This window comes from Enterobacter cloacae complex sp. P13B, from assembly GCF_014895915.1.
Lineage (GTDB): Bacteria > Pseudomonadota > Gammaproteobacteria > Enterobacterales > Enterobacteriaceae > Enterobacter > Enterobacter bugandensis.
Map to the genome: position 1 here is coordinate 116,178 of NZ_JADBQN010000039.1, position 25,146 is coordinate 141,323.

At 60.3% G+C, this 25,146-nt stretch carries 10 protein-coding genes; 4 read left to right on the forward strand and 6 right to left on the reverse strand.

The window, feature by feature from the left end:
- Positions 1-33: 33 nt before the first annotated feature.
- From IM273_RS16955 to IM273_RS16965, 3 genes are read right to left on the reverse strand one after another with little or no spacing between them, the layout of a single operon-like run.
- Positions 34-1,413 (reverse strand): efflux transporter outer membrane subunit, encoded by a 1,380-nt coding sequence (locus IM273_RS16955; protein WP_193050171.1) that lies wholly within the window; start codon positions 1,411-1,413, stop codon positions 34-36.
- A complete protein-coding gene (locus IM273_RS16960) occupies positions 1,413-2,492 on the reverse strand; it encodes an HlyD family secretion protein (protein ID WP_028013076.1) in 1,080 nt (359 codons plus the stop codon). Before IM273_RS16960 ends, IM273_RS16955 begins: the two co-directional genes overlap by 1 nt.
- A 22-nt stretch (positions 2,493-2,514) precedes the next feature.
- A complete protein-coding gene (locus IM273_RS16965; protein ID WP_193050040.1) occupies positions 2,515-4,167 on the reverse strand; it encodes an MFS transporter in 1,653 nt (550 codons plus the stop codon).
- A gap of 202 nt (positions 4,168-4,369) precedes the next feature.
- Between IM273_RS16965 and IM273_RS16970 the strand changes: the two genes are divergently transcribed.
- Positions 4,370-5,164, forward strand: coding sequence for a YdcF family protein (locus IM273_RS16970; RefSeq protein WP_193050038.1), 795 nt, complete (start codon positions 4,370-4,372; stop codon positions 5,162-5,164).
- A gap of 53 nt (positions 5,165-5,217) precedes the next feature.
- Here the strand turns inward: IM273_RS16970 and gap are convergent, their stop codons facing one another.
- Positions 5,218-6,219 carry a type I glyceraldehyde-3-phosphate dehydrogenase gene (gene gap, locus IM273_RS16975; RefSeq protein WP_028013079.1) on the reverse strand — a complete coding sequence of 334 codons (1,002 nt, stop codon included), beginning with the start codon at positions 6,217-6,219 and terminating at the stop codon, positions 5,218-5,220.
- Positions 6,220-6,408: 189 nt separating this feature from the next.
- Here gap and cybB point away from each other — a divergent pair, with 189 nt between their 5' ends.
- Positions 6,409-6,939 carry a cytochrome b561 gene (cybB, locus tag IM273_RS16980; protein ID WP_032644876.1) on the forward strand — a complete coding sequence of 177 codons (531 nt, stop codon included), beginning with the start codon at positions 6,409-6,411 and terminating at the stop codon, positions 6,937-6,939.
- A gap of 44 nt (positions 6,940-6,983) precedes the next feature.
- Here the strand turns inward: cybB and IM273_RS16985 are convergent, their stop codons facing one another.
- Positions 6,984-8,051 (reverse strand): oxidoreductase, encoded by a 1,068-nt coding sequence (locus IM273_RS16985; RefSeq protein ID WP_193050036.1) that lies wholly within the window; start codon positions 8,049-8,051, stop codon positions 6,984-6,986.
- A gap of 13 nt (positions 8,052-8,064) precedes the next feature.
- Positions 8,065-8,808, reverse strand: coding sequence for a DeoR/GlpR family DNA-binding transcription regulator (locus tag IM273_RS16990; RefSeq protein ID WP_028013082.1), 744 nt, complete (start codon positions 8,806-8,808; stop codon positions 8,065-8,067).
- A gap of 716 nt (positions 8,809-9,524) precedes the next feature.
- On the opposite strand from IM273_RS16990, the gene IM273_RS16995 reads away from it, so the two are divergent.
- Positions 9,525-10,862, forward strand: coding sequence for a TolC family outer membrane protein (locus IM273_RS16995; protein WP_041910078.1), 1,338 nt, complete (start codon positions 9,525-9,527; stop codon positions 10,860-10,862).
- A gap of 121 nt (positions 10,863-10,983) precedes the next feature.
- The coding region (locus IM273_RS17000) for an Ig-like domain-containing protein (protein WP_193055563.1) at positions 10,984-25,146 on the forward strand (14,163 nt) is incomplete at its 3' end.

Genomic DNA, 25,146 nt, shown 5'->3' on the forward strand with positions numbered 1-25,146 from the left:
GGTCAGGTAAGCAAAGCACCACCGGGCAGGTTATCAGGCACTGACCCATCCTCCGCCCAGCGCTTTATACAAATCAATCTGCGCCAGCAGCAGGTTATTTTTGACCTGCACCACGCTGGTCTGGACCGAGTACAGCGTGCGCTGCGCGTCCAGCACGTCAAGATAGGATGAATAACCGTTGCGATAGCGGTTCTGCGCAATGCGCAGAGTCTCCCGGGCCACATCCTGCTGGGCAAGCAGCTCCGTCAGCTGTTCCTGATAGCGCGTAATAGCATCAAGGCTGTTGTTCACTTCGGCAAACGCGTTACGCACGGTTTTTTCATACGCATACAGCGCCTGGTTACGCTGGGACTGGGAAATATCCACCTGCGCGTTCAGCGCCTGGCGGTTCAGCAGCGGGGCGAGAATGCTGCCGCCTGCGCTCCAGAGCTGGAGCGGGTTGTCCAGCAGGCCGGAAAGGGTGCGATCCTGGATCGATCCGGTTGCGGTCAGGTTGATCGACGGCAGCAGGCTGGCGCGTGACGCGGCAAGCGAGGCGTCAGCCGCGACCAGCTGTCGCTCGGCCTGCACGATATCTGGCCGACGATTCAGGAGCGTGGAGGGCAGCTGTGACGGCAGCGTGAGCGGCGTCAGCGTCGCAAAGCTTTCGCTACGCGCTACCGCACCGGGATTGCTTCCCAGCAGCAGGCTCAGGGCATTCTCCTGCTGCGCAATCTGATGCCGCAGCACGGGCACCTGCGCTCGCGTTGAGCGAAGCTCGGAATCCGACTGCATCAGCTCCAGGCGCGAACTGTAGCCCGTCTCAAGCTGGCGTTTGGCAAGTTTAAACGCCTCTTCGCGCGATTTCAGCGTGGATTCGGTCACGCGCAGCTGTTCATCAAGCGAGAGCAGGGTGACGTACCCGGAGGCAACGGACGAGGCGACGGTGAGATCCGCAGCCGCGGCGGCGGCTTTTTGCGCCTCCAGCGAGGCTTCGGCGGCATTGGCCGCGCTGCGGTTGACGCCCCAGATATCAACATCATAGCTCGCCGTCAGGCTGCCTCTGTACAGCGTGCTGTAAACCGGCAACCCGGTGGCGGCGGATTGAGAACGGGCGCGCGTCCCGGTTACGCCCGCGTCGAGCGAAGGAAACAGGCTGCCGTCGGCGGCAAAGACCCGCGCCTGGTACTCGTTAATTCGTTCCCGCGCGATCAGCACATCGCTGTTATTTTTTAGCGCCTGGTCCACATAGCGGTTGAGGTTGTTGTCATGAAAATTGCGCCACCAGAGCTGTTCCGTCGGGCTGGCTGGCCCTGAGACGGCGCGCCATTGAGCCGGAATTTGCAGGGTCGGCTGCGCCGGCTTGACGTCAACGGACTGGCATCCGGCCAGCATGAGCGCCCCCACCAGCGCGGCTATCCGGCGAAGGATCATCACTTCGCCTCCCGCGTATCGATCGTTACCTGGACCGACATACCCGGACGCAGCAGCGCAGACTCTTCAGGCTTACCGAGCACCTCAATGCGCACCGGAATACGCTGGGCGATTTTGACAAAGTTACCGGTGGCGTTGTCCGGCGTGATGGCGCTGAATTCAACCCCGGTCGCCGGCGAGATGCTCTCTACGCGGCCCTGATACGCTTTGTTGTTTAAGGCATCGACGGTAAACTTCACCGGCTGACCGACGCGCAGCTCCGCCAGCTGGGTCTCTTTGATGTTGGCAATCACCCAGTGCTGCGGCGGTACCAGCGTAGTGAGGTGCGTTCCGGCGGTCACGTACGCGCCGAGACGCACGGCAATCTGGCCGAGCTGGCCGTCGCGCGGGGCGATAATGCGGGTGTTTTGCAGGTCAATCTGCGCCAGCTCCAGCGCCGCTTTGGCGTTTTCAACATCTGCCTCCAGCGCGCCGCGGTTCACAATCACCGTCTGCAGATCCTGACGCGACATCTCAAGCGTGGCTTTCGCCTGGTCGATATCCGCGCTGCCCTGAGCCGCACTGGCCAGCGCGGCATCGCGCTCGCGAATGGAAAGCGACCCATCCGCCGTCAGATCCTTCACGCGCTTTAAATCCGCCTGGGTTTTCAGGCTCTGGGCGCGGGCATTTTTCAGCGCGGCTTCATTTTTGGCAATGGTCGCTTCGGCGCTTTTCCGCTGCTGCAGGTTGTTATTCAGCGCGGCAATTTTCATCGCCAGCTGCGCCTCGGCCTGATGGACGCGCTGACGATAGATGCGGTCATCGATCTGCAACAGCAGATCGCCTTTTTTGACCTGCACAAAGTCCTGAACCTTCACCTCGGTGATATAGCCGTTTACCTGGGGGCTGATGAACGTCGTCTGGCCGCGCACGTAGGCGTTGTCAGTAAACTGCGCGTGGCGGGTAAACGGCGGCAGCTGCCAGGCGTAAAGAATGACCAGCACGCCGACAATACCGATGGCAGCGGCGGTGAAAACGGAAACAATGCGCACATTTTTGCGGGTGTTGGCCTGCTCTTTGGCGGCATCCTGCTGACTCATAAACTCTCCAGAAATATTACAATTATTTGTTGCCGGTGGCGTTCTTCAGCGCCATACGGGCAGTAATGCGCAGGCGCAGCAAGCGCCATAAAATCCAGACCAGCGTGGCGGCAGCGATGCTTGCCGTCAGCAGATAAGTATCGTTATAGGCCAGAATATTTGCCTCAAGGGTGGTCACCGTCTGTAGCTGGGTAATGGCCTGCGTTCCCAGCAGCGTACTGTCGGCAATCAGGCTTTTATACATCTGGGTATAAAGCTGAATCCGCTCGTTGACCAGCGGGTTAAGCGTGGTGAGCTGATCCGCCAGCAGGCTGGAGTGGTATTTCTCGCGCCAGGTCTGGAAGGTGCCGAGAATCGCCGATCCCAGCAGGCCGCCGAGGTTCTGGCTCATGCCAAACATGACCGAAAAGCTGACCAGGTTACGCGGGTCGGCAATTACCCCGCCAATGGCGGCCAGCATGGCGGGCGCCAGGAAGAAGGCGCTGCCGAAGCCCAGCAGGAACTGGCTGACCATCAGCTGATCCGGGCGTGTCAGGTAATTGGACTGGCTGTCCAGCAGCGAGGCAACAATCATCAGCGCCAGAGAGGTGATAATCGGCCACGCCAGCTTTGTGGGCTTGATGGTGAGGCAGCTGGTGACGATCCCGCAGACGATCCCGGCGAAAATGGACCACGCCAGATGGGTCATCTGCTCATTCTGTAACCCCACGTACTGCAGCCAGCCGATGACGCCGGTATTTTGCTCCGCCAGCACGATGCGGATCAGCAGCATAATCAGCCCCAGGCGAACGATGCTGCCGCTCGACAGCCAGCGGGTGTTCAGCAGCGGGTTGGCGCGGTTATGTTCAAACACGATGGCGGAAACAATCAGCACCAGCGATAGCGCCAGCGACCAGCCGATCCACGGCGCCTCGAACCACCAGTCAAGACGGCCTAAAGAGAGCACGGCGCAGAGCAGGGCCATTCCGGGAGCCAGTAAAAAGAAGGTGACAAAGTCTTTCTTCTCGAAGACCTTGCGTCGGTCACCCGGCGGCAGTTTTAAGGCGATTACGCAGGCCAGGGAGATCAGCGCCAGCCCCAGCTCAAAGAAATAGAGCCCGCGCCACTCGTCCAGCTGGAGAAGCTCAGTGGAAAACAGACGCGCCAGCGGAATAGCGAGCGACGATCCGGTGATCCCGATGGTAAGCGCCTTCAGGCGATGCTTCGCAGGCCAGGCCTGGATTTGGTAGTAAATCCCCAGCGAGCTGAGCGCGGCGGCCACCATCCCGTGCGCAGCGCGTACCATCAGCGCGGAGCTGAGGTCGTTAACGAACAGGTGGAAAAAGGTGACCAGCACGTACAGCACCAGAAAACCTTCCGTAAAGGCACGCAGGCCGTACTGTTGACGAAATTTGACCAGCAGCAGGTTAATGGAGATGTTGGTCATCACATAGACTGCGGGCAGCCAGGCGATTTCGGTCGACCAGGCCCCGAAGGTCCCCTGCAGGTTTTGCAGGTTGGCGGTGACCACCGCATTGCCCAGTGCCCCCGTCAGGCAAACCAGCAGCCCAACGACGCCATAGGCGACGCGTTTTGGGGTACTGTGCTCGGGAGTGGAAGGCGAACCCAGCAGGGCGGGTTTCTCATGTGGCTGCCACTCGCGAGGAGCATAAGGGTCGCGTTCGGGCAGGCGCATAACGTCATTACCTTAGAAATAATTGAATAATTAGCGGGCTAGCGATTCTACGTCTGCCGCAAATGATAATTCAAGTGAATATGATTTGCGCATGTTAATCAAATGTACGAGAGAAATTTAAGGAAAAAGAGCGGCCCGATGTCGCCGTTGTGTTGAGAACCTGAAGTCGCTACCCTGAAGGGATAGCGAGAAGGAGTTCATCATGGAACAGACCCATTTTCCCATCCTGCCGGATGCCACGCTGGCGGCCATTAACACTGTCGGTGAATGGCTGGCGCAGGACGACCTGAGCGGCAGCCGCCTGCACCCGGACGTCGATGCGGTAATTCTGGCAGGGAACGCGGTGATCCCGACCATTGAGGCAGCCTGCCGTATTGCCGCGCAGCGAGAAATCCCGCTCCTGATTAGCGGCGGTATTGGTCATTCAACAGCGTTTTTATATTCAGCTATCGGCAATCATCCGCGTTATCACACCTTACAAGTCGAAGGGCGGGCCGAAGCGAGCATTCTCGCCGATATTGCGCGGGCGTTCTGGCAGATCCCCGAGGCGCGCGTGTGGGTTGAAGATCGCTCCACCAACTGCGGTGAAAACGCGCGCTTTAGCTGGAACATGCTAAAAGAGCGTCAGCGGACAAGCGGGCGCGTGCTGGTGGTACAGGACCCAACGATGCAACGCCGCACGATGGCGACGTTTGCCCGCGTGTGCCGCGATGAACCCGCATCACCGCAGTGGATCAGCCATCCCGGGTTTACGCCAGCGCTGCAAAACGGCACAGAGGGCGTGGAGTTTAGTGGGGTCAACGCCGGGCTGTGGCCCGTTGACCGGTATCTGTCGCTGGTTCTGGGTGAACTGCCGCGCCTGTATGATGACGTCAACGGCTATGGCCCGGCCGGGCGGGATTTTATCGCCCACGTTGAATTCCCTGAAACCGTCACCGCCGCATGGAGACAGCTTCAACAGGACCCAGTCCTGAAGGTGGCGCGTAAAATCATCTGAGCACGGAACAACCCCCTCGCCCCATTGGGGAGAGGGTTAGGGTGCGGGGAGAATCACAGCGCCGCAAACTTATCCAGCGTCCGCACGAGCTGCGTTACAAACCCATACTCGTTGTCATACCAGGCAACGGCTTTCACCAGCTGCAGGTCTCCCGCTTCTGAAACCTCCGTCTGCGTGGCGTCAAACACCGAACCATAGTGCGAGCCAATCACATCTGAAGAAACAATCTCGTCATCGGTATACCCGAACGATTTATTCCCCTGGGTCGCCTTTTTCAACGCGGCGTTGATCTCCTCGACCGTCACCTTTTTACCCAGAATCGCTACCAGCTCGGTTACCGATCCGGTTTTCACCGGCACGCGCTGGGCGTGACCCTTTAGTTTGCCGCTGAGCGCGGGGATCACCAGGCCGATGGCTTTCGCCGCACCGGTGGTATGCGGAATAATATTTTCTGCCGCCGCCCGCGAGGCGCGCAGATCTTTCCCGCGCGGGCCATCCACCAGCGCCTGGGTGCCGGTATAGGCATGAATGGTGGTCATGGTGCCCACTTTAATTTCAAACGCGTCGTTCAGGGCTTTTGCCAGCGGGGCGAGGCAGTTGGTGGTGCAGGACGCGACGGAAATAATAGTATCACTGGCGTCAATGGTATCGTCATTCACGCTATAGACGATGGTCTTCATCTCACCCGCGGGCGCCGAAATCAGCACTTTCTTCGCACCGGCGTCCAGGTGCGCCCGCGATTTTTCTTCTGAGGTATAAAAGCCGGTGCACTCCACGACGATATCCACGCCCGCGGCTTTCCACGGAATGTGCTTTGCCTCTTTTTCGGCGTACACCGCGATGGTTTTACCGTCGACAATCAGCGCATCCTCGGTGAAGTCCACGCTCCAGGGGAAGCCACCGTAGTTGGAATCATGCCTGAGCAGGTAGGCCAGGACTTTCGGGGAGGTGAGGTCGTTGATGGCGACGACGGTATTACTGTCCTGGGTTTCAAGAAGGCGGCGCAGCACAAGGCGTCCAATGCGTCCAAATCCGTTAATGCCAATTTTACTCATGGTGTTCTCCTGTGAACGTGTCGATACGACAGTTTGAACTCATCCAGGCTTAGACCATCACGGGCAGGGCAGCAATTGAAGATGCTTCATGCGAGGGGAAGTATTTGAAAAACCATACAGAAAAGTTAATGAATTTTTAAGGAAAGGAGATTATGTTGGCGCGGTGACTGTTTTTTTTCAGGAAATCCCATGCGCACTAAATATACAAGCCTGCAAATCACGATTCACTGGCTGGTGTTTTTGTTAATCGTTGTCGCCTACTGCGCGATGGAATTCAGAGGCTTTTTCCCGCGTTCCGATCGACCGCTTATTAACATGATCCACGTCTCCTGCGGCATCTCGGTTCTGGTGCTGATGGTGGCGAGATTGCTGATCCGCCTGAAGTTTCCCGCACCGCCCATTCAGCCTAAACCCAAAGCGATGATTACCGGTATGTCCCACCTTGGGCATCTGATCGTCTATCTGCTGTTTATTGCGCTGCCGCTGATTGGCATTGTAATGATGTATAACCGTGGAAACGACTGGTTCGCCTTTGGTCTGGCGATGCCTCACGCGGCGGAGGGGAATTTTGACCTGGTGGATGTGCTGAAGGAGTGGCACGTTACGCTGGCAAACCTGGGCTATTTCGTGATTGGTCTTCACGCCTTTGCGGCGCTGATGCACCACTATTTCTGGAAAGATAATACTCTTTTGCGCATGATGCCGAATAAGCGTCAGTAGTCTTTAACTCGTGCCGGGCGGCGCAGCGCCACCCGGCTTGTTTTTTAACCCAGAAGAACACGCTCTTCATCAGTTAACGCCAGCGTCTGCGTTGACCCCGTCTCTGACGATTTCACCGCCGCTTCCAGAACAGCCATGACCGCTAACGCCTCGACAGGGTGAACGGGATTGGCGATCTTCCCGAGCATCGCATCCCGCACGTTGATGTAGTACTGCCGCTGATCGCCCTTTGGCGTGGCAATCGTTTGGGGTTCACCATCAGCTTCGAAGAACACCATGCTGTCGTCGTCTTCGCCCCAGGCGTCGCTGCCGGGGATTACGCCAGCCAGCAGCTGCGCTTCCTGCTGATCGATTCTGGCTTTCACCACGCTGCCTTTGTCCCCGTGAACGGTAAAGCGCGCCGTACCGCCAGCCACCAGCATGCTGGCGTGCAGAACCACCTTATGAGCCGGGTAATTGAGGACCACGTGCGCCCAGTCGTTAACCTCTGCGCCGTCGCGCAGCGTGGCGATATTTCCCTGAACAGACTCTGGCAGGCCAAACAGCTGAAGCGTCTGATCGATCAGGTGAGGGCCCAGGTCAAACCACAGACCGCTGCCGGGGACGTTCTGCTCGCGCCAGCGCACGCGCACTTCGGGGCGGAAGCGGTCAATATGCGACTCCAGATGCTTAACCTTGCCAGCCGTGCCTTGCTCAATAATCTGCTTAATGCCGAGGAAATCGCTGTCCCAGCGGCGGTTGTGGAAAACGGAGAGCAGAAGCTGCTTTTCATCCGCCAGGGCAATCAGGTCCCGGGCTTCCTGCATATCCAGAGTGAAAGGCTTATCCACGACCACGTGTTTTCCCGAGTTCAGGGCCAGCGTCGCCAGCGGCGCGTGGGTGGCGTTAGGGGAGGCAATGACCACCAGGTCAACATCAGGATGTTGAATGGCTTCTTCGGGCGTGGCTACCACCAGCACATCCGGAAGATCGCGCTTCACTTTCTCTTCATCACGGGAAGAGACCACCGCCAGCTTGAGCCCGTCCACGGACTGGATCAGCGGGGCATGGAAGGTTTTACCGACAAAACCATACCCGATCAGCGCAATGTTGATTGTTTGAACTTTACTCATGACCTTCTCCACGTTATTGCGCGCACACCGTGACCCGTAATGCGCCAGGGTCCCCAAGCTCAGGCCAGGGACGATCTAAAAAGAGTTGATGAATATCGGTTAGCCCGGAGACCAGATACGGCTCGCAGCGGTTAACTTTCAGGTGATCGGCAACAATCCAGTGCGCATGGCTTGCGGCGAGCATCGCGCGTTTCACCTCGGCATCCGCTTCTTTACCGGCACTCAAACCGAGTTCGGCATGAAGGGCGCACGCACCGAGAATGGCGATATCGGCCCGATAGCGTGACAGCAGGGACAACGTGGCGCTGCCGGCAAACAGGCGCTGCTTCGGGTCCCATTTTCCGCCGAGCAGAATAAGCTCAATGTCTTCCCGGTCGCTAAAATGCTGGGCGATATCCAGCGAGGTAGTGATCACGGTGTGAGGTCCCTGCAGAAAAGTAGCGACGGCCATCACCGTACTGCCGGCATCCAGAAACAGGGTGGAACCCGGCGGAACCGCCTGCGCAACCTGTTTCCCCAGGCGCTGCTTGGTTTCCGGCAGCAGGGTATTGCGGCCCTGACGATTCATGGCCGAAAGATTCAGAGCAATAGCCCCGCCGTGATTCTTCTGGGCAAGCCCCTGATTTTCCAGATCGGTCAGATCCCGACGAACGGTATCCGCCGAAACCTGCAGCTTTTCTGCCAGCTCGGTGATGCTGGCCTGACCTTGTTCACTGAGAATATCAAGGACATAGCGTTGACGTGCGGTTTTGTGCATGGGCAGCAATCCTGCAAAATGTCGCAATAAATCGCATAATACAGCATTTTGACGCAGAAGGAAGGGGCATCATAAACCAGGTTGATGTTTGATTATTGGAATTATATTAAGCGGATATCATTAACCCGTTCTGAATGTTAACCAGAGTGTTAATGTTATGTTTTAATCAACGATTTGGGTTATGTAACCAACGCATTGTCATTAATTGGTGGAATGTGCTGATATGAAATTAAAATAAAGCATTTAATGTCTGATTTATGTTTTTTATTGGAATTATTTTTCAACAAATCGATGGCTCTTACTTAAGTTGACACTTCTTTGAAAATCTTTGTGTCTGACCCGCTCAGAAATTAACGCAAAAATGTGCGCAGAGGAGATTAAGAATTTTCCTTAAATTACAGTGTGTTTTGATGTTTCATCTGAAAGGCTACTTTCGGAGTTTTGTCCAGAAACCCCATGTTTTTTCTTATATGTAACACTGCATTAACATTGTGGGTGTAGTGGCCTATACCACATTTTGTTATGCTGCAAATCAACTTATGAAATAAGTAATTTCTTAAATTTAATAAGACAAAGGCGGATCTCATCTCCATCGGAAATGGGTATGGGGAGCTTTACCTGAAATTTAGCGAGGAAGTTAAATAAGATATTTGTCTAATTATCTGTACCTCTTTTTGGGTAATTGCTTGAGTATCACTCAGAGTCAGGGAGATAAAATGACGATATTACGCAAGCCTGTTTCACGCCAATTTATAGCTACGCTGGCGTTAATTTCATTAGCCCTAAATACGGCTTATGCCAATAGTGGCGCGGTAGGTATTGCCCCGATGGCAACGACGACCTTAAAGGAAAGTATTCTTTTCGCTATCGATCGCGATCCGTCAATTAGCCAGCAGGCCGCGCAGTTAGGTATTGGTCAGGCGCAAATAGACGAGGCGCGCAGCGGCTGGATGCCGCAAATAGCGTTGAACGGGAGTACGGGGCATAGCCAGACCACCGATTCCAGCGGTTCGCTGAAGAACTCTGCGGCCTGGGGAGTGAGCCTGACCCAGCTGATATACGATTTTGGCAAGACCAACAACAGCATCAGCCAGTCTTCCGCACAGCGCGATAGCTACCGCTACCAGCTGATGAGCACGCTTTCTGACGTGGCGGAAAAAACGGCGCTCGGCTACGTGGAGGTCAAACGTTATTCCGACCTGCTACAGGCGGCAAAAGAGAATGTTCAGGCACTGAAAAACGTGGAGCAGCTGGCAAAACTGCGCGCCGATGCGGGCGTGAGTTCCACCTCCGATGAACTCCAGACCCGCACGCGTATTGCCGGCATGCAGGCGACGGTGGCGCAGTATAACGCCGCATTGAACAGCGCCCGCGCAAGGCTTGCGGTATTAACCGGAATGCAGGCAGATCATTATTCGCCGGTACCCGCAAACCTCGCCGTTGAGCCGGATTCGCTCAACCGCATTGATTATTCGTTAATACCGGCGGTAATGGCCGCGCAGAATATGGAACGTTCGGCCCAGTATGGCGTTGAAACGGCGAAGTCCCAGCACTGGCCAACCCTGAGCCTGAAGGGGGGACGCACGCGTTACGAGTCGGACAACCGCTCATACTGGGACGACCAAATCCAGCTCAATATTGACGCACCGCTTTATCAGGGCGGCGCGGTATCCGCACGCGTGCGTCAGGCTGAGGGCGCCCGGGCGATGGCGTCCTCTCAGGTCGATCAGGCGCGTTTCGACGTGCTGCAAAAGGCCTCCGTCGCGCAAGCTGACTGGACCGGCGCACGGGGAAGAATGGAGGCCGGGAAGCGGCAGCTGGAAAATGCGCTGCGGGCCCGCGAGGTTTATAAAAATGAATACACCCTGAGCAAGCGGAGCATTAATGATTTGCTCAGCGTTGAGCAGGATGTCTGGCAGGCCACGTCGGCAAAAATAATCGCCGAGTATGATGGCTGGAGTTCGGCAATTAATTATGCTTCCGCGGTTGATAATTTAATGCCGCTTATTGGAATAGAGAAAAACGCTGCCGCAAAATTACCCGATTTGAGTTAACAAAAGCCACGCATAGCTGCACGAAATAAGTCTGAAAATAATGGGTGTTTTTTCCCAGGGATAGCTACATCCGTCTGGTGGATATATCCACAGGGATCCGTACACCTGCAAGGAGAGGAATATGAGTAACGTAAAGGTTGTTGATGTCATCATTCGCAAAACGGCGGAGAAAACGAAATTAACCGGCGAAGGAAATCTGTCGGTCTCTATTTCATCGCCGAGCGTGATTGAAATTCAGGGCTCTGCTCAGGACGTGGTGCGTTATGTCCGCCAGGGTAAAGACCTTCTCATTTATATGAAGGACGGCAGCGTTATTCGCTGCAATAACTATTTTGTTGAAGATCCTGAAACCCAACATCAGTCAGAGCTGGTGTTCAACGACGGGCAGGAACTGACTCATCTCTCTTTTGCCGATGCCGGGGAAGCATCAGGCGTTGCCGCTACTGAATTAACCGCGCAGGCCACACCCATTAGCAGCATTGAACCCTTCTTGGAGCAGGGAAGCGCCCTGAGCGATGCCCCGTGGGGCTGGATTGCAGGGGCGGCGTTAGGCGGCGGTGCTATCGGCGCACTGCTGGCCCACGGCGGTGACGGCGAAACCAAAACGAAAGTCATTGATAACACAAAAGAAGTGGAAAGCGCCACGCCGACCTTCCTGCTGTCGGACAAGGTGGGCGACAAGCAGGGAGTGCTGAGCGCAAACGCCCTCACGGACGATAACGCGCCGACCTTCAGCGGTACCGGTCAGCCGGGCGCGACCATCCAGATTAAAGACGGCAGCGGCAGCACCATCGCCAGCGCGATGGTCGGTAAAGACGGCACCTGGACGGTAAAACTCCCGACCCAGGCCGACGGAGAGCACACCTGGTCGGTGGTGCAGATCGACGGCAGTAAAACCACGTCAGCGGGCAACATCACCGTGACCGTTTCTACGTCCGAGGCCACGCTTACGCTGGCGACAACGGCGGGTGACAACGTGATTAACGCCAGCGAACAGTCCGCAGGCTTTACGCTGTCCGGCAGCAGCCAGCATCTGGCGCAGGGAACCGACGTTTCCGTAACGCTGAACGGCAAAGCCTACACCGCTCAGGTGGGAGCAGACGGCGCGTGGAGCGTTAACGTGCCTGCGGCAGACGCGCAGGCGCTCAGCGACGGTACCTGGACCGTCAGCGTCAGCGGCAAAGACGCGGCGGGTAACACCGTGAGCGGAAGCCAGACGATTGGCGTGGATACCGCTGCGCCAACGCTCTCCGTCGATACGCTCGCGCAGGACAACATCATTAATGCCGCTGAGCACAACCAGCCGCTGACGCTGAGTGGTAAAACCAACGCGGAAGCCGGGCAGATTGTGACGGTGACGCTGAACGGCAAAAATTATAACGCCACGGTGGGCAGCGACGGCACCTGGTCCGTCACGCTGGCGGCCAGCGAGGTGCAGGCCCTCAATGAAGGTCACCACACCCTGACGGTGAACGTCAGCGACAAAGCTGGCAACGGCTCGTCCGTGACCGCGGATTTCACGGTAGATACCAACGCGCCGGTCGTCACCATCAACACCGTCGCGGGCGACGATATCCTCAACACCAGCGAGCAGGGCCAGGCGCAGATTATTTCCGGGCAGGCGAGCGGCGCGGCGGCAGGCGATGTCGTCACCGTGACCGTTGGCGGCCAGACCTTCACCGGCGTCGTACAGGCAGACGGCAGCTGGAGCGTGGGCGTTCCTGCCTCCGTCGTCGGCGCGCTGGGTGAGGGCAACCACACCATTGCCGTCTCCGTCACCGACGCAGCGGGGAACACCGGTAGCGCCACGCACGGCATTGCGCTGAGCGGCAACCCGCCGGAATTTACGATTGACGCCATCAGCCAGGACAACGTGCTGAATGCCCGGGAGGCGATGCAGCCGCTGAGCCTGAGCGGCACCAGCAACCTGCCGGACGGCAGCGCCGTTACCGTGACGCTGAACAACGTCAGCTATCAGGCGACCGTCGAAAACGGTATCTGGGCGGTTCAGGTGCCGGTATCCGACGTCCTGAATCTGGCGAACACCCTTTATAGCGTCAGCGTCAGCGGCACCGACAGCGTGGGTAACAGCGGCTCCGCAGAGGCGAATCTGCTGGTCGATACCGTGCTGCCGAAGGTGATCATTAACACCTTTGCGGGGGATAACCTGGTTAATAACGCCGAAGCGGGCGTGGACCAAACCCTCAGTGGCCGCGTTACCGGCGCGGCGGCGGGCGATACGGTGTCTGTTAGCGTCGGCGGTAAGAGCTACAGCGCCACGGTGGGCAGCGATCTGACCTGGAAGGTCACAATCCCTTCAGCGGATCTTCAGGCGTTTGGCGACGGGGATTTGACCTTTACCGCCTCCGTGACCAACGGGCACGGTAATACCGGCACCGGCGAGCGCGATATCAATATCAACGCGGAACTGCCGGGTCTGCGCGTAAACACCATTTCCGGCGATGACGTAATCAACGCCATCGAGCAGCAGCAGGATCTGACCGTCACCGGCGCCAGCACCCATCTGGCCGCAGGTACGCCGATTGTCGTCACCATCAACAACGTCGACTATCCCGCCGTGGTGACCGCCAGCGGCGGCTGGAGCATTGGCGTTCCTGCTGCGGATCTGCAGGCCTGGACGGCCGGAGGTATGACGGTCAGCGTCAGCGCGGAAGATGCCTGGGGCAACACCGTTGCGGCTGAACACCCGATTGAACTCGATCTCAACGCCGTGGCGGTCACCATTGATACCGTCTCCGGCGATGACCTGCTGAACGCGGCAGAAAAAGGGAGCGATTTAACCCTTTCCGGCCAGACGCAGGGCGTGGAGGCGGGGCAAACCGTGGTGGTGAAATTTGCCGACCAGACTTTTACCGCGCAGGTGCAGCAGGATGGCTCCTGGAGCCTGACCGTCCCGGCGCACGCCATGGAAACGCTGATTGACGGGCGGGCGCAGGTAAGCGTCAGCGTGACCAACGTCAGCGGCAACAGCGCGGACGCCTCACGCGTGGTGACCGTCGATACGCAGCCGCCGACCATTACGCTCGATAATCTGACCGACGACAACATCATCAATGCGGCAGAAGCGCAGCAGGATCTGGTGCTCAGCGGCAGCACAACCGCTGAAGCGGGCCAGACGGTCACCGTGACGCTGAACGGCAAAAACTATCAAACTACCGTACAAGTTGACGGCACCTGGACGCTGAACGTGCCTGCCGCCGACGTTGGCGCGCTGGCAGACGGCACTGTCACCGTGACGGCCTCCGTCAGCGACGTGGCAGGTAACAGCAGCAGTGCGGACCGCGTTGGACTGGTGGATGCCACCGTGCCGCAGGTGACCATTAATGACTTTGTCACCGACACCAACACCGTTAACCAGCTGGCCCATTCTCAGGCGCAGATCCTGAGCGGCTCCGTCACCGGCGCGGCGGCGGGCGATTTGGTCACCATCACTATTAATAACGTGGACTACACCACCGCGGTGGACGCGGCGGGCAACTGGAGCCTCGGCCTGCCTGCATCCGTCGTTCAGGGGCTGACGGACGGTACCTGGACCATTAACGTCTCCGTGACCGATCGCTCCGGCAACACCGGCAGCAGTTCTCTGGATGTGGTGGTGAATACCGTGACGCCTGTTATCGGTATTAACACGCTGGCCGTAGATGACGTGATCAATGCAGCAGAGAAGGGTGAAGATCTGCTGCTTTCTGGTACCAGCAACCAGCCGGAAGGGACCACCATCACCGTAAACCTGAACGGTATCAACTACACCACCACCACTAACGCCAGCGGCAGCTGGAGCGTCACCGTGCCCGCCTCTGCGGTGAGCGCGCTGGGCGAAGCCAATTACACCGTGACGGCGAGCGTTACCGATAATGTGGGCAACAGCGCCTCAACCTCGCACGATGTGCTGGTGGACAGCGCGTTGCCGGTCGTCACTATCAACACTTTCGCGACCGACAATATCGTCAACGCGGCGGAAGTCACCGCAGGGCAAACCCTGACCGGGAAGGTCTCTAACGCGGCATCGGGCGATACCGTCACGATTATCCTCGGCGGTCAAACATACACCGCTACCGTGCAGGACGATCTCTCATGGAGCCTGCCGTTAACCGAGAGCCAGTTAACCGCGCTCGGCAACGGCGAACTGACCGTTTCGGCCAGCGTCACCAACGCGCACGGCAACACCGGTTCGACTTCGCTGAACTTCACCATCGACGCCCAACTGCCGGGCCTGCGTATTGATACCGTGGCGGGTGATGATGTCATTAACGTCATTGAGCACGCTCAGAACCTGATTGTTTCCGGTTCAAGCACCGATCTGGCAGCGGGCAGCACCGTCACGGTGACCATTAACGGTAAGATCTATTCCGCAACCGTACTGGCGGACGGTACCTGGCAGGCGGCGGTTCCGGCAGCGGACGTGTCCCAGTGGGCGGACGGTTCGCTGGATATCAAGGCAAGCGCGCAGGACCCTTCCGGCAACCCGGTGACTATCGGCACCGTCGTGGACGTCGATCTCGCGCCGGTCGCCGTCAGCATCAACAGCGTGACCGCGGACAACGTGCTCAACGCGGCAGAAAAAGGTCAGGATCTGGTGCTTTCCGGCTCCTCCGTGAACGTAGAAGCGGGCCAGACCGTCACTATCACCTTTGCGGGTAAAACCTACACCACGACGGTGAACGCCAACGGCGACTGGACGTACACCGTACCGGCAGCCGATTTGAGCGGCCTGAAGGACGGCGACGCCAGCGTGCAGGTCAGCGTGAGCAACGTGAACGGCAACGCGGCGTCGTCTGCGCAGGAGTTCAGCGTCGATACCGCCGCGCCAACGGTGACCATCAATACCATCAGCGGCGATAACATGCTGAACGCGGCTGAGGCAGCGCAGGATCTGACCCTGAGCGGGACGTCCACTGCCGAAGCAGGCCAGACGGTCACCGTAACCTTCAACGGCAACCAGTACACCGCGCAGGTGCAGGCCGACGGCAGCTGGACGCTGGACGTGCCGGCAGCCGATCTGGCGGGCATCACCGACGGTAACGCCACGGTCACGGCTTCCGTATCCGACAAAGCGGGCAACCCGGCCAGCGCGGAAGCCTCCGTGCTGGTGGATACCACCGTGCCGCAGATTAGTTTTAACATCGTTGCGGGCGACGACATCGTGAATATTGCCGAGCACGGCCAGGCGCTGATCGTCTCCGGCAAGGTCACGGGCGCGCAGGCGGGTGACGTCATTACCGTCACCCTGAACGGCAAAGACTACACCGCGATGCTGGACGCGTCCGGAAGCTGGAGCGTGGGCGTTCCGGCGGCAGACGTGGGCGCGCTGGCTAACGGCGAGCAGACGATCTCCGCGACCCTCACCGACAAAGCGGGTAACAGCACCACCGCCACGCATGAATTTGACGTCTCCCTGGCTGCGCCGGAGATTGCCTTCAATACCCTGGCGCTTGACGACGTGATTAACGCGGTCGAGAAAGGCCAGGATCTGCTGATTTCGGGCACCAGCAACCAGCCGGAAGGTACAGCCATTACGGTGATCCTGAACGGCATCAGCTATGCCGCGACCACCAACGCCAGCGGCGGCTGGAGCGTGACCGTTCCGGCGGCGAACGTCTCTGCGCTGGGCGAAGCGAGCTATACCGTCACGGCAAGCGTGACCGATAGCGCAGGCAACGGCGCGAACGCCAGCCACAGCGTGCTGGTCGACAGCACGCTGCCGCAGGTTACCATTAACGCAATCGCCATCGATGACGTGATTAACGCGGCGGAAGTCGCTTCCGGACAAACCCTGAGCGGGAAGGTGAGCGGCGCGGCGAGCGGTGACACTGTCACCCTTTCAATCGGCGGCAATACGTATACCGCGACGGTTCAGGACGATCTGAGCTGGTCGGTCAACGTGCCGTCCGCGGTCTTAACCGCCATCGGTAACGGCGAACTGACGGTGTCAGCCAGCGTCACCAACGGCCACGGCAACACCGGAACCGGCGAGCGCGAAATCGTTATAGACGCCAATCTGCCGGGCCTGCGCGTCGATACCGTAGCGGGCGACGACGTGATTAACAGCATTGAGCATGCGCAGAACCTGATTATTACCGGCTCCAGCGACGGCCTGGCAGCGGGCGCGGCGCTGAGCGTGATCGTCAACGGCAAAACCTACGCGGCCACGGTGCTGGCAGACGGTACCTGGACGGCGGCCATTCCGGCGGCAGACGTCAGCGCGCTCGGCGCAGGCACGGTCACCGTGAAGGTCGAGGGAAATAGCGCGGCAGGCAACCCGGTCTCCATCAGCCACGACGTGAAGGTCGATCTGGCGACGGTTGCTATCAGCATTGACGCGATTGCGACCGACGACGTGATTAATGCGGCAGAAAAAGGCGCAGATCTGGTGCTTTCAGGTTCCACCAGCAACGTGGAAGAGAACCAGACGGTTTACATCACGTTCGGCGGCAAGTCCTACACGGCGAAAGTGGATGCCAGCGGCAACTGGACGGCGACCGTGCCGTCGGCAGAACTGGCTGGCCTGAAGGATGGCGACACCAGCGTGCAGGTGAGCGTCACCAACGTGAACGGCAACAGCGCCTCGGCGGGACGCGAGTACGGCGTGGACGCCACCGCGCCGACGGTCTCCATCGAAATCGTCAGCGACAACAACATCATCAATGCCGCCGAAGCGCAGCAGGATCTGGTCGTCAACGGCGTCTCTAACGCCGAAGCGGGCCAGACCGTGACCGTCACGCTGAACGGCGTGGATTACACCACCACCGTGCAGGCAAACGGCAGCTGGAGCGTGACTGTGCCTTCTGCTGATGTGGGCGCGATTACCGACGGGAACTATACCGTCAGCGCCACCGTGTCGGACAAAGCGGGCAACCCGGCCTCCGCGGCACGCGATGTGCTGGTCGATACCACCGTGCCACAGCTGACCATCAACACCGTTTCCGATGACGACGTGATCAACAGCGCCGAGCACGGGCAGGCTCTGATCGTTACCGGCTCAGTGACCGGCGCGGCGGCGGGCGACGTGGTGACCGTCACCATCAATAACAAAGATTACACGGCGACGCTGGATGCGTCCGGCAACTGGAGCGTGGGCGTGCCTGCGGCGGACGTCGGTGCCCTGACCGCCGGGGATTACACCATCACCGCGGCGCTGACCGACAAAGCCGGAAACAGCAACAGCGCGACGCGCGAGGTGGAAGTCAACCTGAGCGCGCCGGTGCTGACCATCGACACAGTCTCCGGTGACGATGTGATCAACAGCAGCGAGAAAACGCAGGATCTGACCATCACCGGTACGGCTTCCGGACTGGCGGCGGGCGCGGTGGTGACCGTGATGCTCAACGGCAAAGCCTACAGCGCCACGGTTGAGGCCAACGGCCAATGGTCCACGACGGTTCCGGCGAGCGAGGTGGGGCAGCTGGGTGAAGCGCTTTACACCGTCACTGCCTCCGCAACGGACAGCGTCGGCAACAGCACCAGCACTTCGCACACCGTGAACGTGGAGTCCGTTCTGCCGGGCGTCACGATCAACACCGTGGCAGGCGATGACGTCATCAACGCGGCAGAAGTGGCCGCAGGTCAGACTATTAGCGGCACCGTGGTGAATGCCGAAGCGGGCAACACCGTGACCGTAACGATTGGCGGCAACAGCTACACCGCGACGGTACAGAGCGATCTGACCTGGTCCGTCGATGTACCGGAATCGGTCCTGACGGCGCTGGGCAACGGCGATCTGATTGTAACCGCCAGCGTGACGAACGGCGTGGGCAACAGCGGCAGCGGCGAGCGTGAGATCGCGATAGACGCCAGCCTGCCGGGCCTGCGCGTGGACACCGTGGCGGGCGACGACGTGATCAACAGCATCGAACACGGACAGAACCTGATTATTACCGGTTCCAGCAATGGCCTGAGCGCAGGCACGGGGCTGACCGTTACCGTCAACGGCAAAACCTATCCCGCGACGGTACTGGCGGATGGTACATGGAGCGCGGCTCTCCCTTCTGCGGACGTAAGTGCCCTGGCCGCAGGCACGGTCACCGTGACCGTTGAGGGCCAGAGCAGCGCGGGCAATCCGGTTTCCATCAGCCACGATGTGACGGTGGATCTGGCGAACGTCGCTATCAGCATCGACGCCATTGCCACCGACGACGTGATTAACGCGGCGGAGAAAGGGGCGGATCTGGTGCTCTCCGGCACCACCTCAAACGTGGAGGAAAATCAAACCGTCAACATCACCTTCGGCGGCAAGAATTACACCGCCACGGTGGACGCGGCGGGTAAGTGGACCGCCACGGTGCCGGCTGCGGATCTGGCGGGCCTGAAGGACGGTGACGCCAGCGTGCAGGTGAGCGTTACCAACGTGAACGGCAACAGCGCCTCTGCGGGCCGCGAGTACAGCGTGGATGCCACCGCGCCGTCCGTCACCATCAATACGATTGCGACCGACGACATCCTGAACGCCACGGAAGCGCAGTCTGACCTGGCGATTTCCGGCAGCAGCACCGCCGAAGCGGGCCAGACCGTGACCGTGACGCTGAACGGCAAGGACTACACCACAACCGTCGGCGCGGACGGCAGCTGGACGCTGAACGTTCCGGCGGCGGATCTGGCCGCGCTTAATGACGGCAGCGTCACCGTTACCGCATCGGTCAGCGACAAGGCGGGCAACCCGGCATCCGTAAACCATAACCTGACGGTGGACGTGACCGTACCTGCGGTCACCATCAACGCCGTGGCGGGCGACGACGTGATTAACGTCGCCGAGCACGGTCAGGCGCAGATTATCAGCGGCACCGCCACCGGCGCGGCAGCGGGCGATAAGGTCACCGTGACTATCGGCGGCCAGACTTACACCACCATACTGGACGCGGCAGGTAACTGGAGCGTGGGCGTCCCGGCCAGCGTGATTTCCGGCCTCAGCGACGGCACCGTGACCGTCACTGCGTCTGTTACCGACGCGGCGGGCAACACCGGCAGCGGCACCCATAACGTGACCGTCGATACCGGTCTGCCATCGGTCAACTTCAACGTCATCAGCGGCGATAACGTTCTGAATGCGGTGGAAAAAGGTCAGGATCTGAGCGTCAGCGGCACCAGCGCCAACCTGGCGGAAGGCACCGTGGTGACCGTGACCCTCAACGGCAAAAACTACACCGCGACGACGGCGGCGGACGGCACCTGGAGCCTGACGGTTCCGGCTGCGGATCTGGCCGGTCTCGGTCAGGCAAGTTACACCCTCAATGCGACCGCCACCAACGGGGTGGGCAACAGCGTGAGCAGCGCTGCGAACCTGCTGGTCGACACCTCGCTGCCGACCGTCACCATCAACACCGTGGCGGGCGATAACGTTATCAACGCGGCGGAAGTGGCGGCAGGCCAGACCCTGAGCGGTACCGTGGCGAATGCCGAAGCGGGCAACACCGTAACAGTGACCATTGGCGGCAACAGCTATACCGCAACGGTGCAGAACGATCTGAGCTGGTCCGTGAACGTGCCGTCTGATGTGCTGACCGCACTCGGCAACGGCAGCCTGAGCGTGACGGCAACCGTCACCAACGGCCACGGCAACACCGGCAGCGGCGAGCGTGAGATCGCGATAGACGCTAACCTGCCGGGCCTGCGCGTGAACACCGTGGCGGGCGACGACGTGGTCAACAGCATTGAGCATGCGCAGAACCTGATCGTCACCGGCTCCAGCGACGGGCTGGCGGCGGGCACGGCGCTGACCGTTACCGTGAACGGCAAAGACTATGCGGCGACGGTGCTGGCGGACGGCACCTGGAGCGCGGCGGTTCCGTCTGCGGACGTGAGCGCGTGGCCGGAAGGCACAGTAAAAATCAGCGTCACCGGCGACAGCGCGGCGGGTAACCCGATCACCATCAGCCACGACGTGACCGTGGATCTGGCTACCGTTGCCATCAGCATCAACGCCATTGCCACCGACGACGTGATCAACGCGGCGGAGAAAGGTGCGGATCTGGTGCTGTCCGGCGCGACCACTAACGTGGAAGCCGGGCAGACCGTCACCCTGAGCCTGAACGGTAAAATCTACACCACTACTGTAGAAGCAGACGGCAACTGGACCTATACCGTGCCGGCTGCGGATCTGGCGGGCCTCAAGGACGGCGACGCCAGCCTGCAGGTGAGCGTCACCAACGTGAACGGCAACAGCGCCTCGGCGGGCCGCGAGTACAGCGTGGATGCCACCGCGCCATCCGTCACCATTAATACGATGGCGACTGACGACATCCTGAACGCCACGGAAGCGCAGTCTGACCTGACGGTTTCCGGCACCAGCACCGCCGAAGCGGGCCAGACCGTGACCGTGTCGCTGAACGGCAAAGACTACACCACAACCGTCAGCGCGAACGGCAGCTGGACGCTGAACGTTCCGGCAGCGGATCTGGCGTCGCTCAGCGACGGCAGCGTCACCGTGACCGCGAGCGTAAGCGACAAGGCGGGCAACCCGGCATCCGTAAACCATAACCTGACGGTGGACGTGACCGTACCTGCGGTGACCATCAACACCGTGGCGGGCGATGACGTGATCAACCTCGCCGAGCACGCGCAGGCGCAAATCATCAGCGGCACCGCCACCGGCGCAGCAGCGGGCGATAAGGTCACCGTCACGATTGGCGGCCAGACGTACACTACCGTGCTGGACGCGGCGGGGAACTGGAGCGTGGGCGTTCCGGCCAGCGTGATTTCCGGTCTCAGCGACGGCACCGTGACCGTCACTGCATCTGTTACCGACGCGGCGGGCAACACCGGCAGCGGCAGCCATAACGTCACCGTGGACACCGGGCTGCCGTCCGTGGGCTTTAACGCCATCAGCGGCGATAACGTCCTGAACGCGGTGGAAAAAGGTCAGGAACTAAGCGTCAGCGGCACCAGCGCCAACCTCGCGGAAGGCACCCTGGTGACCGTGACCCTCAACGGAAAAAGCTACACTGCAACGACCGCCGCAGACGGCACCTGGAGCCTGACGGTTCCGGCGGTGGATCTGGCGGGTCTGGGCGAAGCGAATTACACCCTGAGCGCAGCCGCGACCAACGGCGTGGGCAATAGCGTCAGCAATACGGCGAACCTGCTGGTCGACACCGCGCTGCCGACCGTCACCATCAACACCGTGGCGGGTGATAACGTCATCAACGCGGCAGAAGTGGCGGCAGGCCAGACCATCACCGGTAAGGTGGCGAACGCGGAAGCCGGTAACACGGTGACGGTGAACATTGGCGGCAACAGCTACACCGCGACGGTGCAGAGCGATCTCACCTGGTCCGTGAGCGTGCCGGAGTCCGTCCTGACGGCGCTGGGCAACGGCGATTTGACCGTGTCGGCGACCGTCACCAACGGCCACGGCAATACCGGCGCGGGCGAGCGCGAAATCGTTATAGACGCCAGCCTGCCGGGTCTGCGTATCAATACCGTGGCGGGCGATGATGTGATCAACAGCATCGAGCACGGACAGAACCTGATCGTCACCGGTTCCAGTGACGGGCTGGCGGCGGGCACCACGCTCACCGTGACCGTTAACGGCAAAACTTATGCGGCCTCCGTGCTGGCGAACGGTACCTGGAGCGCGGCGATCCCGGCAGCAGACGTGGGTGCCCTGGCAGCAGGCGCGGTGACCGTCACCGTGGCAGGCCAGAGCAGCGCGGGCAACCCGGTCTCCATCAGTCACGACGTCACCGTCGATCTGGCGGCCGTGGCGATCAGCATCGATGCGATCGCCACCGACGACGTGATTAACGCGGCGGAGAAAGGCGCGGATCTGGTGCTCTCGGGCAGCACCTCGAACGTGGAGGAAAACCAGACCGTCACAATCGCCTTCGGCGGCAAAACCTACACCGCGAAAGTGGATGCCGACGGCAACTGGACGGCCACCGTGCCTTCCGCGGATCTCGCGGGCCTGAAGGACGGCGACGCCAGCGTGCAGGTGAGCGTCACCAACGTGCACGGCAACAGCGCGACGGCAGGCCGCGAGTACAGCGTGGATGCGACCGCGCCGACCGTGACGATTGATACGGTGGCAGGTGATAACGTGATTAACGGCAGCGAAGCGGCTGCGGGCGTGGCCATCTCCGGCACCACCACGGCGGAAGCCGGGCAGACGGTCACCGTGACGCTGGGCGGCAAGAGCTATACCGCTCAGGTGCAGCAGGGCGGTATCTGGAGCGTCAACGTGCCGGGCACCGACCTCTCCGCACTGGCCGATAATGGCTACACCGTGCAGGTCAGCGTGAGCGACGCCGCGGGCAACCCGGGCAGCGCGGGCAAAGCGATTACGCTTGATACTACACCGCCGTCCGTCAGCTTTAACGTCGTGGCGGGCGATGACGTCATCAACAGCGTGGAGCACGGGCAGGCGCAGATCGTGAGCGGCACGGCAACCGGCGCGAGCGTCGGCGATAAGCTGGTCATCACCATCGGTTCAAACCAGTACACCACCACCGTTGACGCCAGCGGCAACTGGAGCGTGGGCGTTCCGGCCAGCGTGATTTCTGCCCTGACCGACGGCACCGTGACCATTAGCGCGACCATTACCGACAGCGCGGGCAACAGCAGCACCCAGACTCACGATGTGGTGGTGAATACGGCTTCCGTGGCGCTGACGGTGAATACCCTCAGCGGTGACGACGTCATCAACGCGGCAGAAGCGGGTAGTGCGCTGGTGATTAACGGCTCCAGCGCCCAGTTCGCCAGCGGGACGCAGGTCACCGTGACGCTGAACGGCAAGACCTATACGGCCACCATCCAGAACGACGGCAGCTGGACGACCACCGTTCCGGCCGCAGACGTGGGTGCCCTGGCCGATGGCGCGAGCTATCAGGTATCCGTGTCGGCGCAGGACAGCGCGGGCAACAGCGCCTCGGCGACGCACGGCATCAGCGTGGATACCACCGCGCCTGTCGTGAGCATTGCGACACTGTCGGGTGACGACATGCTGAACGCGCTGGAAGCGCAGCAGCCGCTGACGGTACACGGATCGTCCAGCGCGGAGGCGGGCCAGACCGTCACCGTGACGCTGGGCGGCAAAACCTACACTGCGCTTGTCGGCAGCGACGGCACCTGGACGCTCGATGTGCCGGCGGCAGATCTGGCTATTCTGAGCCAGGGGGCGCTGACGGTCACCGCGTCGGTCAACGACAAAGCCGGTAACGGCGGCCAGACCACGCACACCTTAACGGTGGATACCGCTGCGCCGACCGTGACCATCAGCACCGTGGCGGATGACGATATCATCAACAACGCGGAGCAGCTGGCGGGTCAGACCATCCGCGGCACCACCACGGCAGAACAGGGCCAGACGGTGACCGTTTCCTTCAGCGGGCACAGCTATCAGGCGACCGTCGGGGCGGACGGAACGTGGTCGGTCTTCGTGCCGGGGCGTGATTTCCTCGGCCTGAGCGACGGGGATTACACCATTACCGCGTCGGTAAGCGACAGGGCGGGCAACCAGGGTAGCGCAACGCATGACGTGACGCTGAACGGCGATGTCCCAACCATCACCATTAACACCTTTGCGCAGGACGATATCGTCAACGCGGCCGAACACGGCACGCCGCTGGTCGTCAGCGGCACCACCGACGCGCCTGCGGGCCAGACGGTGACCATCACCCTTAACGGCAAAACCTACGCGGCGACCGTGCAGAATGACGGCACCTGGAGCTACACGGTGGGCAGCGCAGACGTCACCGCGCTGGCAGACGGCGGTTCGTACGTGATTAAGGCGCAGGTCAGCAACGCCATCGGCAACAGCGCCAGCGATAACCACACCGTCACCGTCGATCTCACCGCGCCGTCGATGGGCATCAGCATTGATTCGCTGCAAAACGACACCGGCCTGAGCGCGACGGATTTCATCACCAACGATAAGCAGGTAGTGGTCAACGGCTCCCTGACCGCGCAGCTCGGCAATAACGAGAAGGCGCAGATCAGCCTCGACGGCGGCACCACCTGGATTGACCTGACGGTGACCGGCACCACGTGGCGCTACACCGATGGCCGCACCCTGACGGACGGTACGTATCAGTACCAGGTGCGGGTGATCGATAGCGCGGGCAACGTGGGGGCAACGGACAGCCAGGACGTGGTAATTGACCTGACGAAGCCTGCGGCAACGACCATTACCGTGGATTCCGTTACCCAGGATACCGGCCTGTCCGGCAGCGACTTTATCACCAGCGACAACCAGATCAGCCTGAAAGGGACGCTCGGCGCGGCGCTGGGCAGCGGCGACCACGCGCAGATCAGCCTCGACGGCGGCGTCACCTGG

Bases quoted from the DNA above. Each gene is read 5' to 3' on its own strand.
- IM273_RS16955 (WP_193050171.1), bottom strand. From the start codon at position 1,413: ATGATCCTTCGCCGGATAGCCGCGCTGGTGGGGGCGCTCATGCTGGCC.
- IM273_RS16960 (WP_028013076.1), bottom strand. From the start codon at position 2,492: ATGAGTCAGCAGGATGCCGCCAAAGAGCAGGCCAACACCCGCAAAAAT.
- IM273_RS16965 (WP_193050040.1), bottom strand. From the start codon at position 4,167: ATGCGCCTGCCCGAACGCGACCCTTATGCTCCTCGCGAGTGGCAGCCA.
- IM273_RS16970 (WP_193050038.1), top strand. From the start codon at position 4,370: ATGGAACAGACCCATTTTCCCATCCTGCCGGATGCCACGCTGGCGGCC.
- gap (WP_028013079.1), bottom strand. From the start codon at position 6,219: ATGAGTAAAATTGGCATTAACGGATTTGGACGCATTGGACGCCTTGTG.
- cybB (WP_032644876.1), top strand. From the start codon at position 6,409: ATGCGCACTAAATATACAAGCCTGCAAATCACGATTCACTGGCTGGTG.
- IM273_RS16985 (WP_193050036.1), bottom strand. From the start codon at position 8,051: ATGAGTAAAGTTCAAACAATCAACATTGCGCTGATCGGGTATGGTTTT.
- IM273_RS16990 (WP_028013082.1), bottom strand. From the start codon at position 8,808: ATGCACAAAACCGCACGTCAACGCTATGTCCTTGATATTCTCAGTGAA.
- IM273_RS16995 (WP_041910078.1), top strand. From the start codon at position 9,525: ATGACGATATTACGCAAGCCTGTTTCACGCCAATTTATAGCTACGCTG.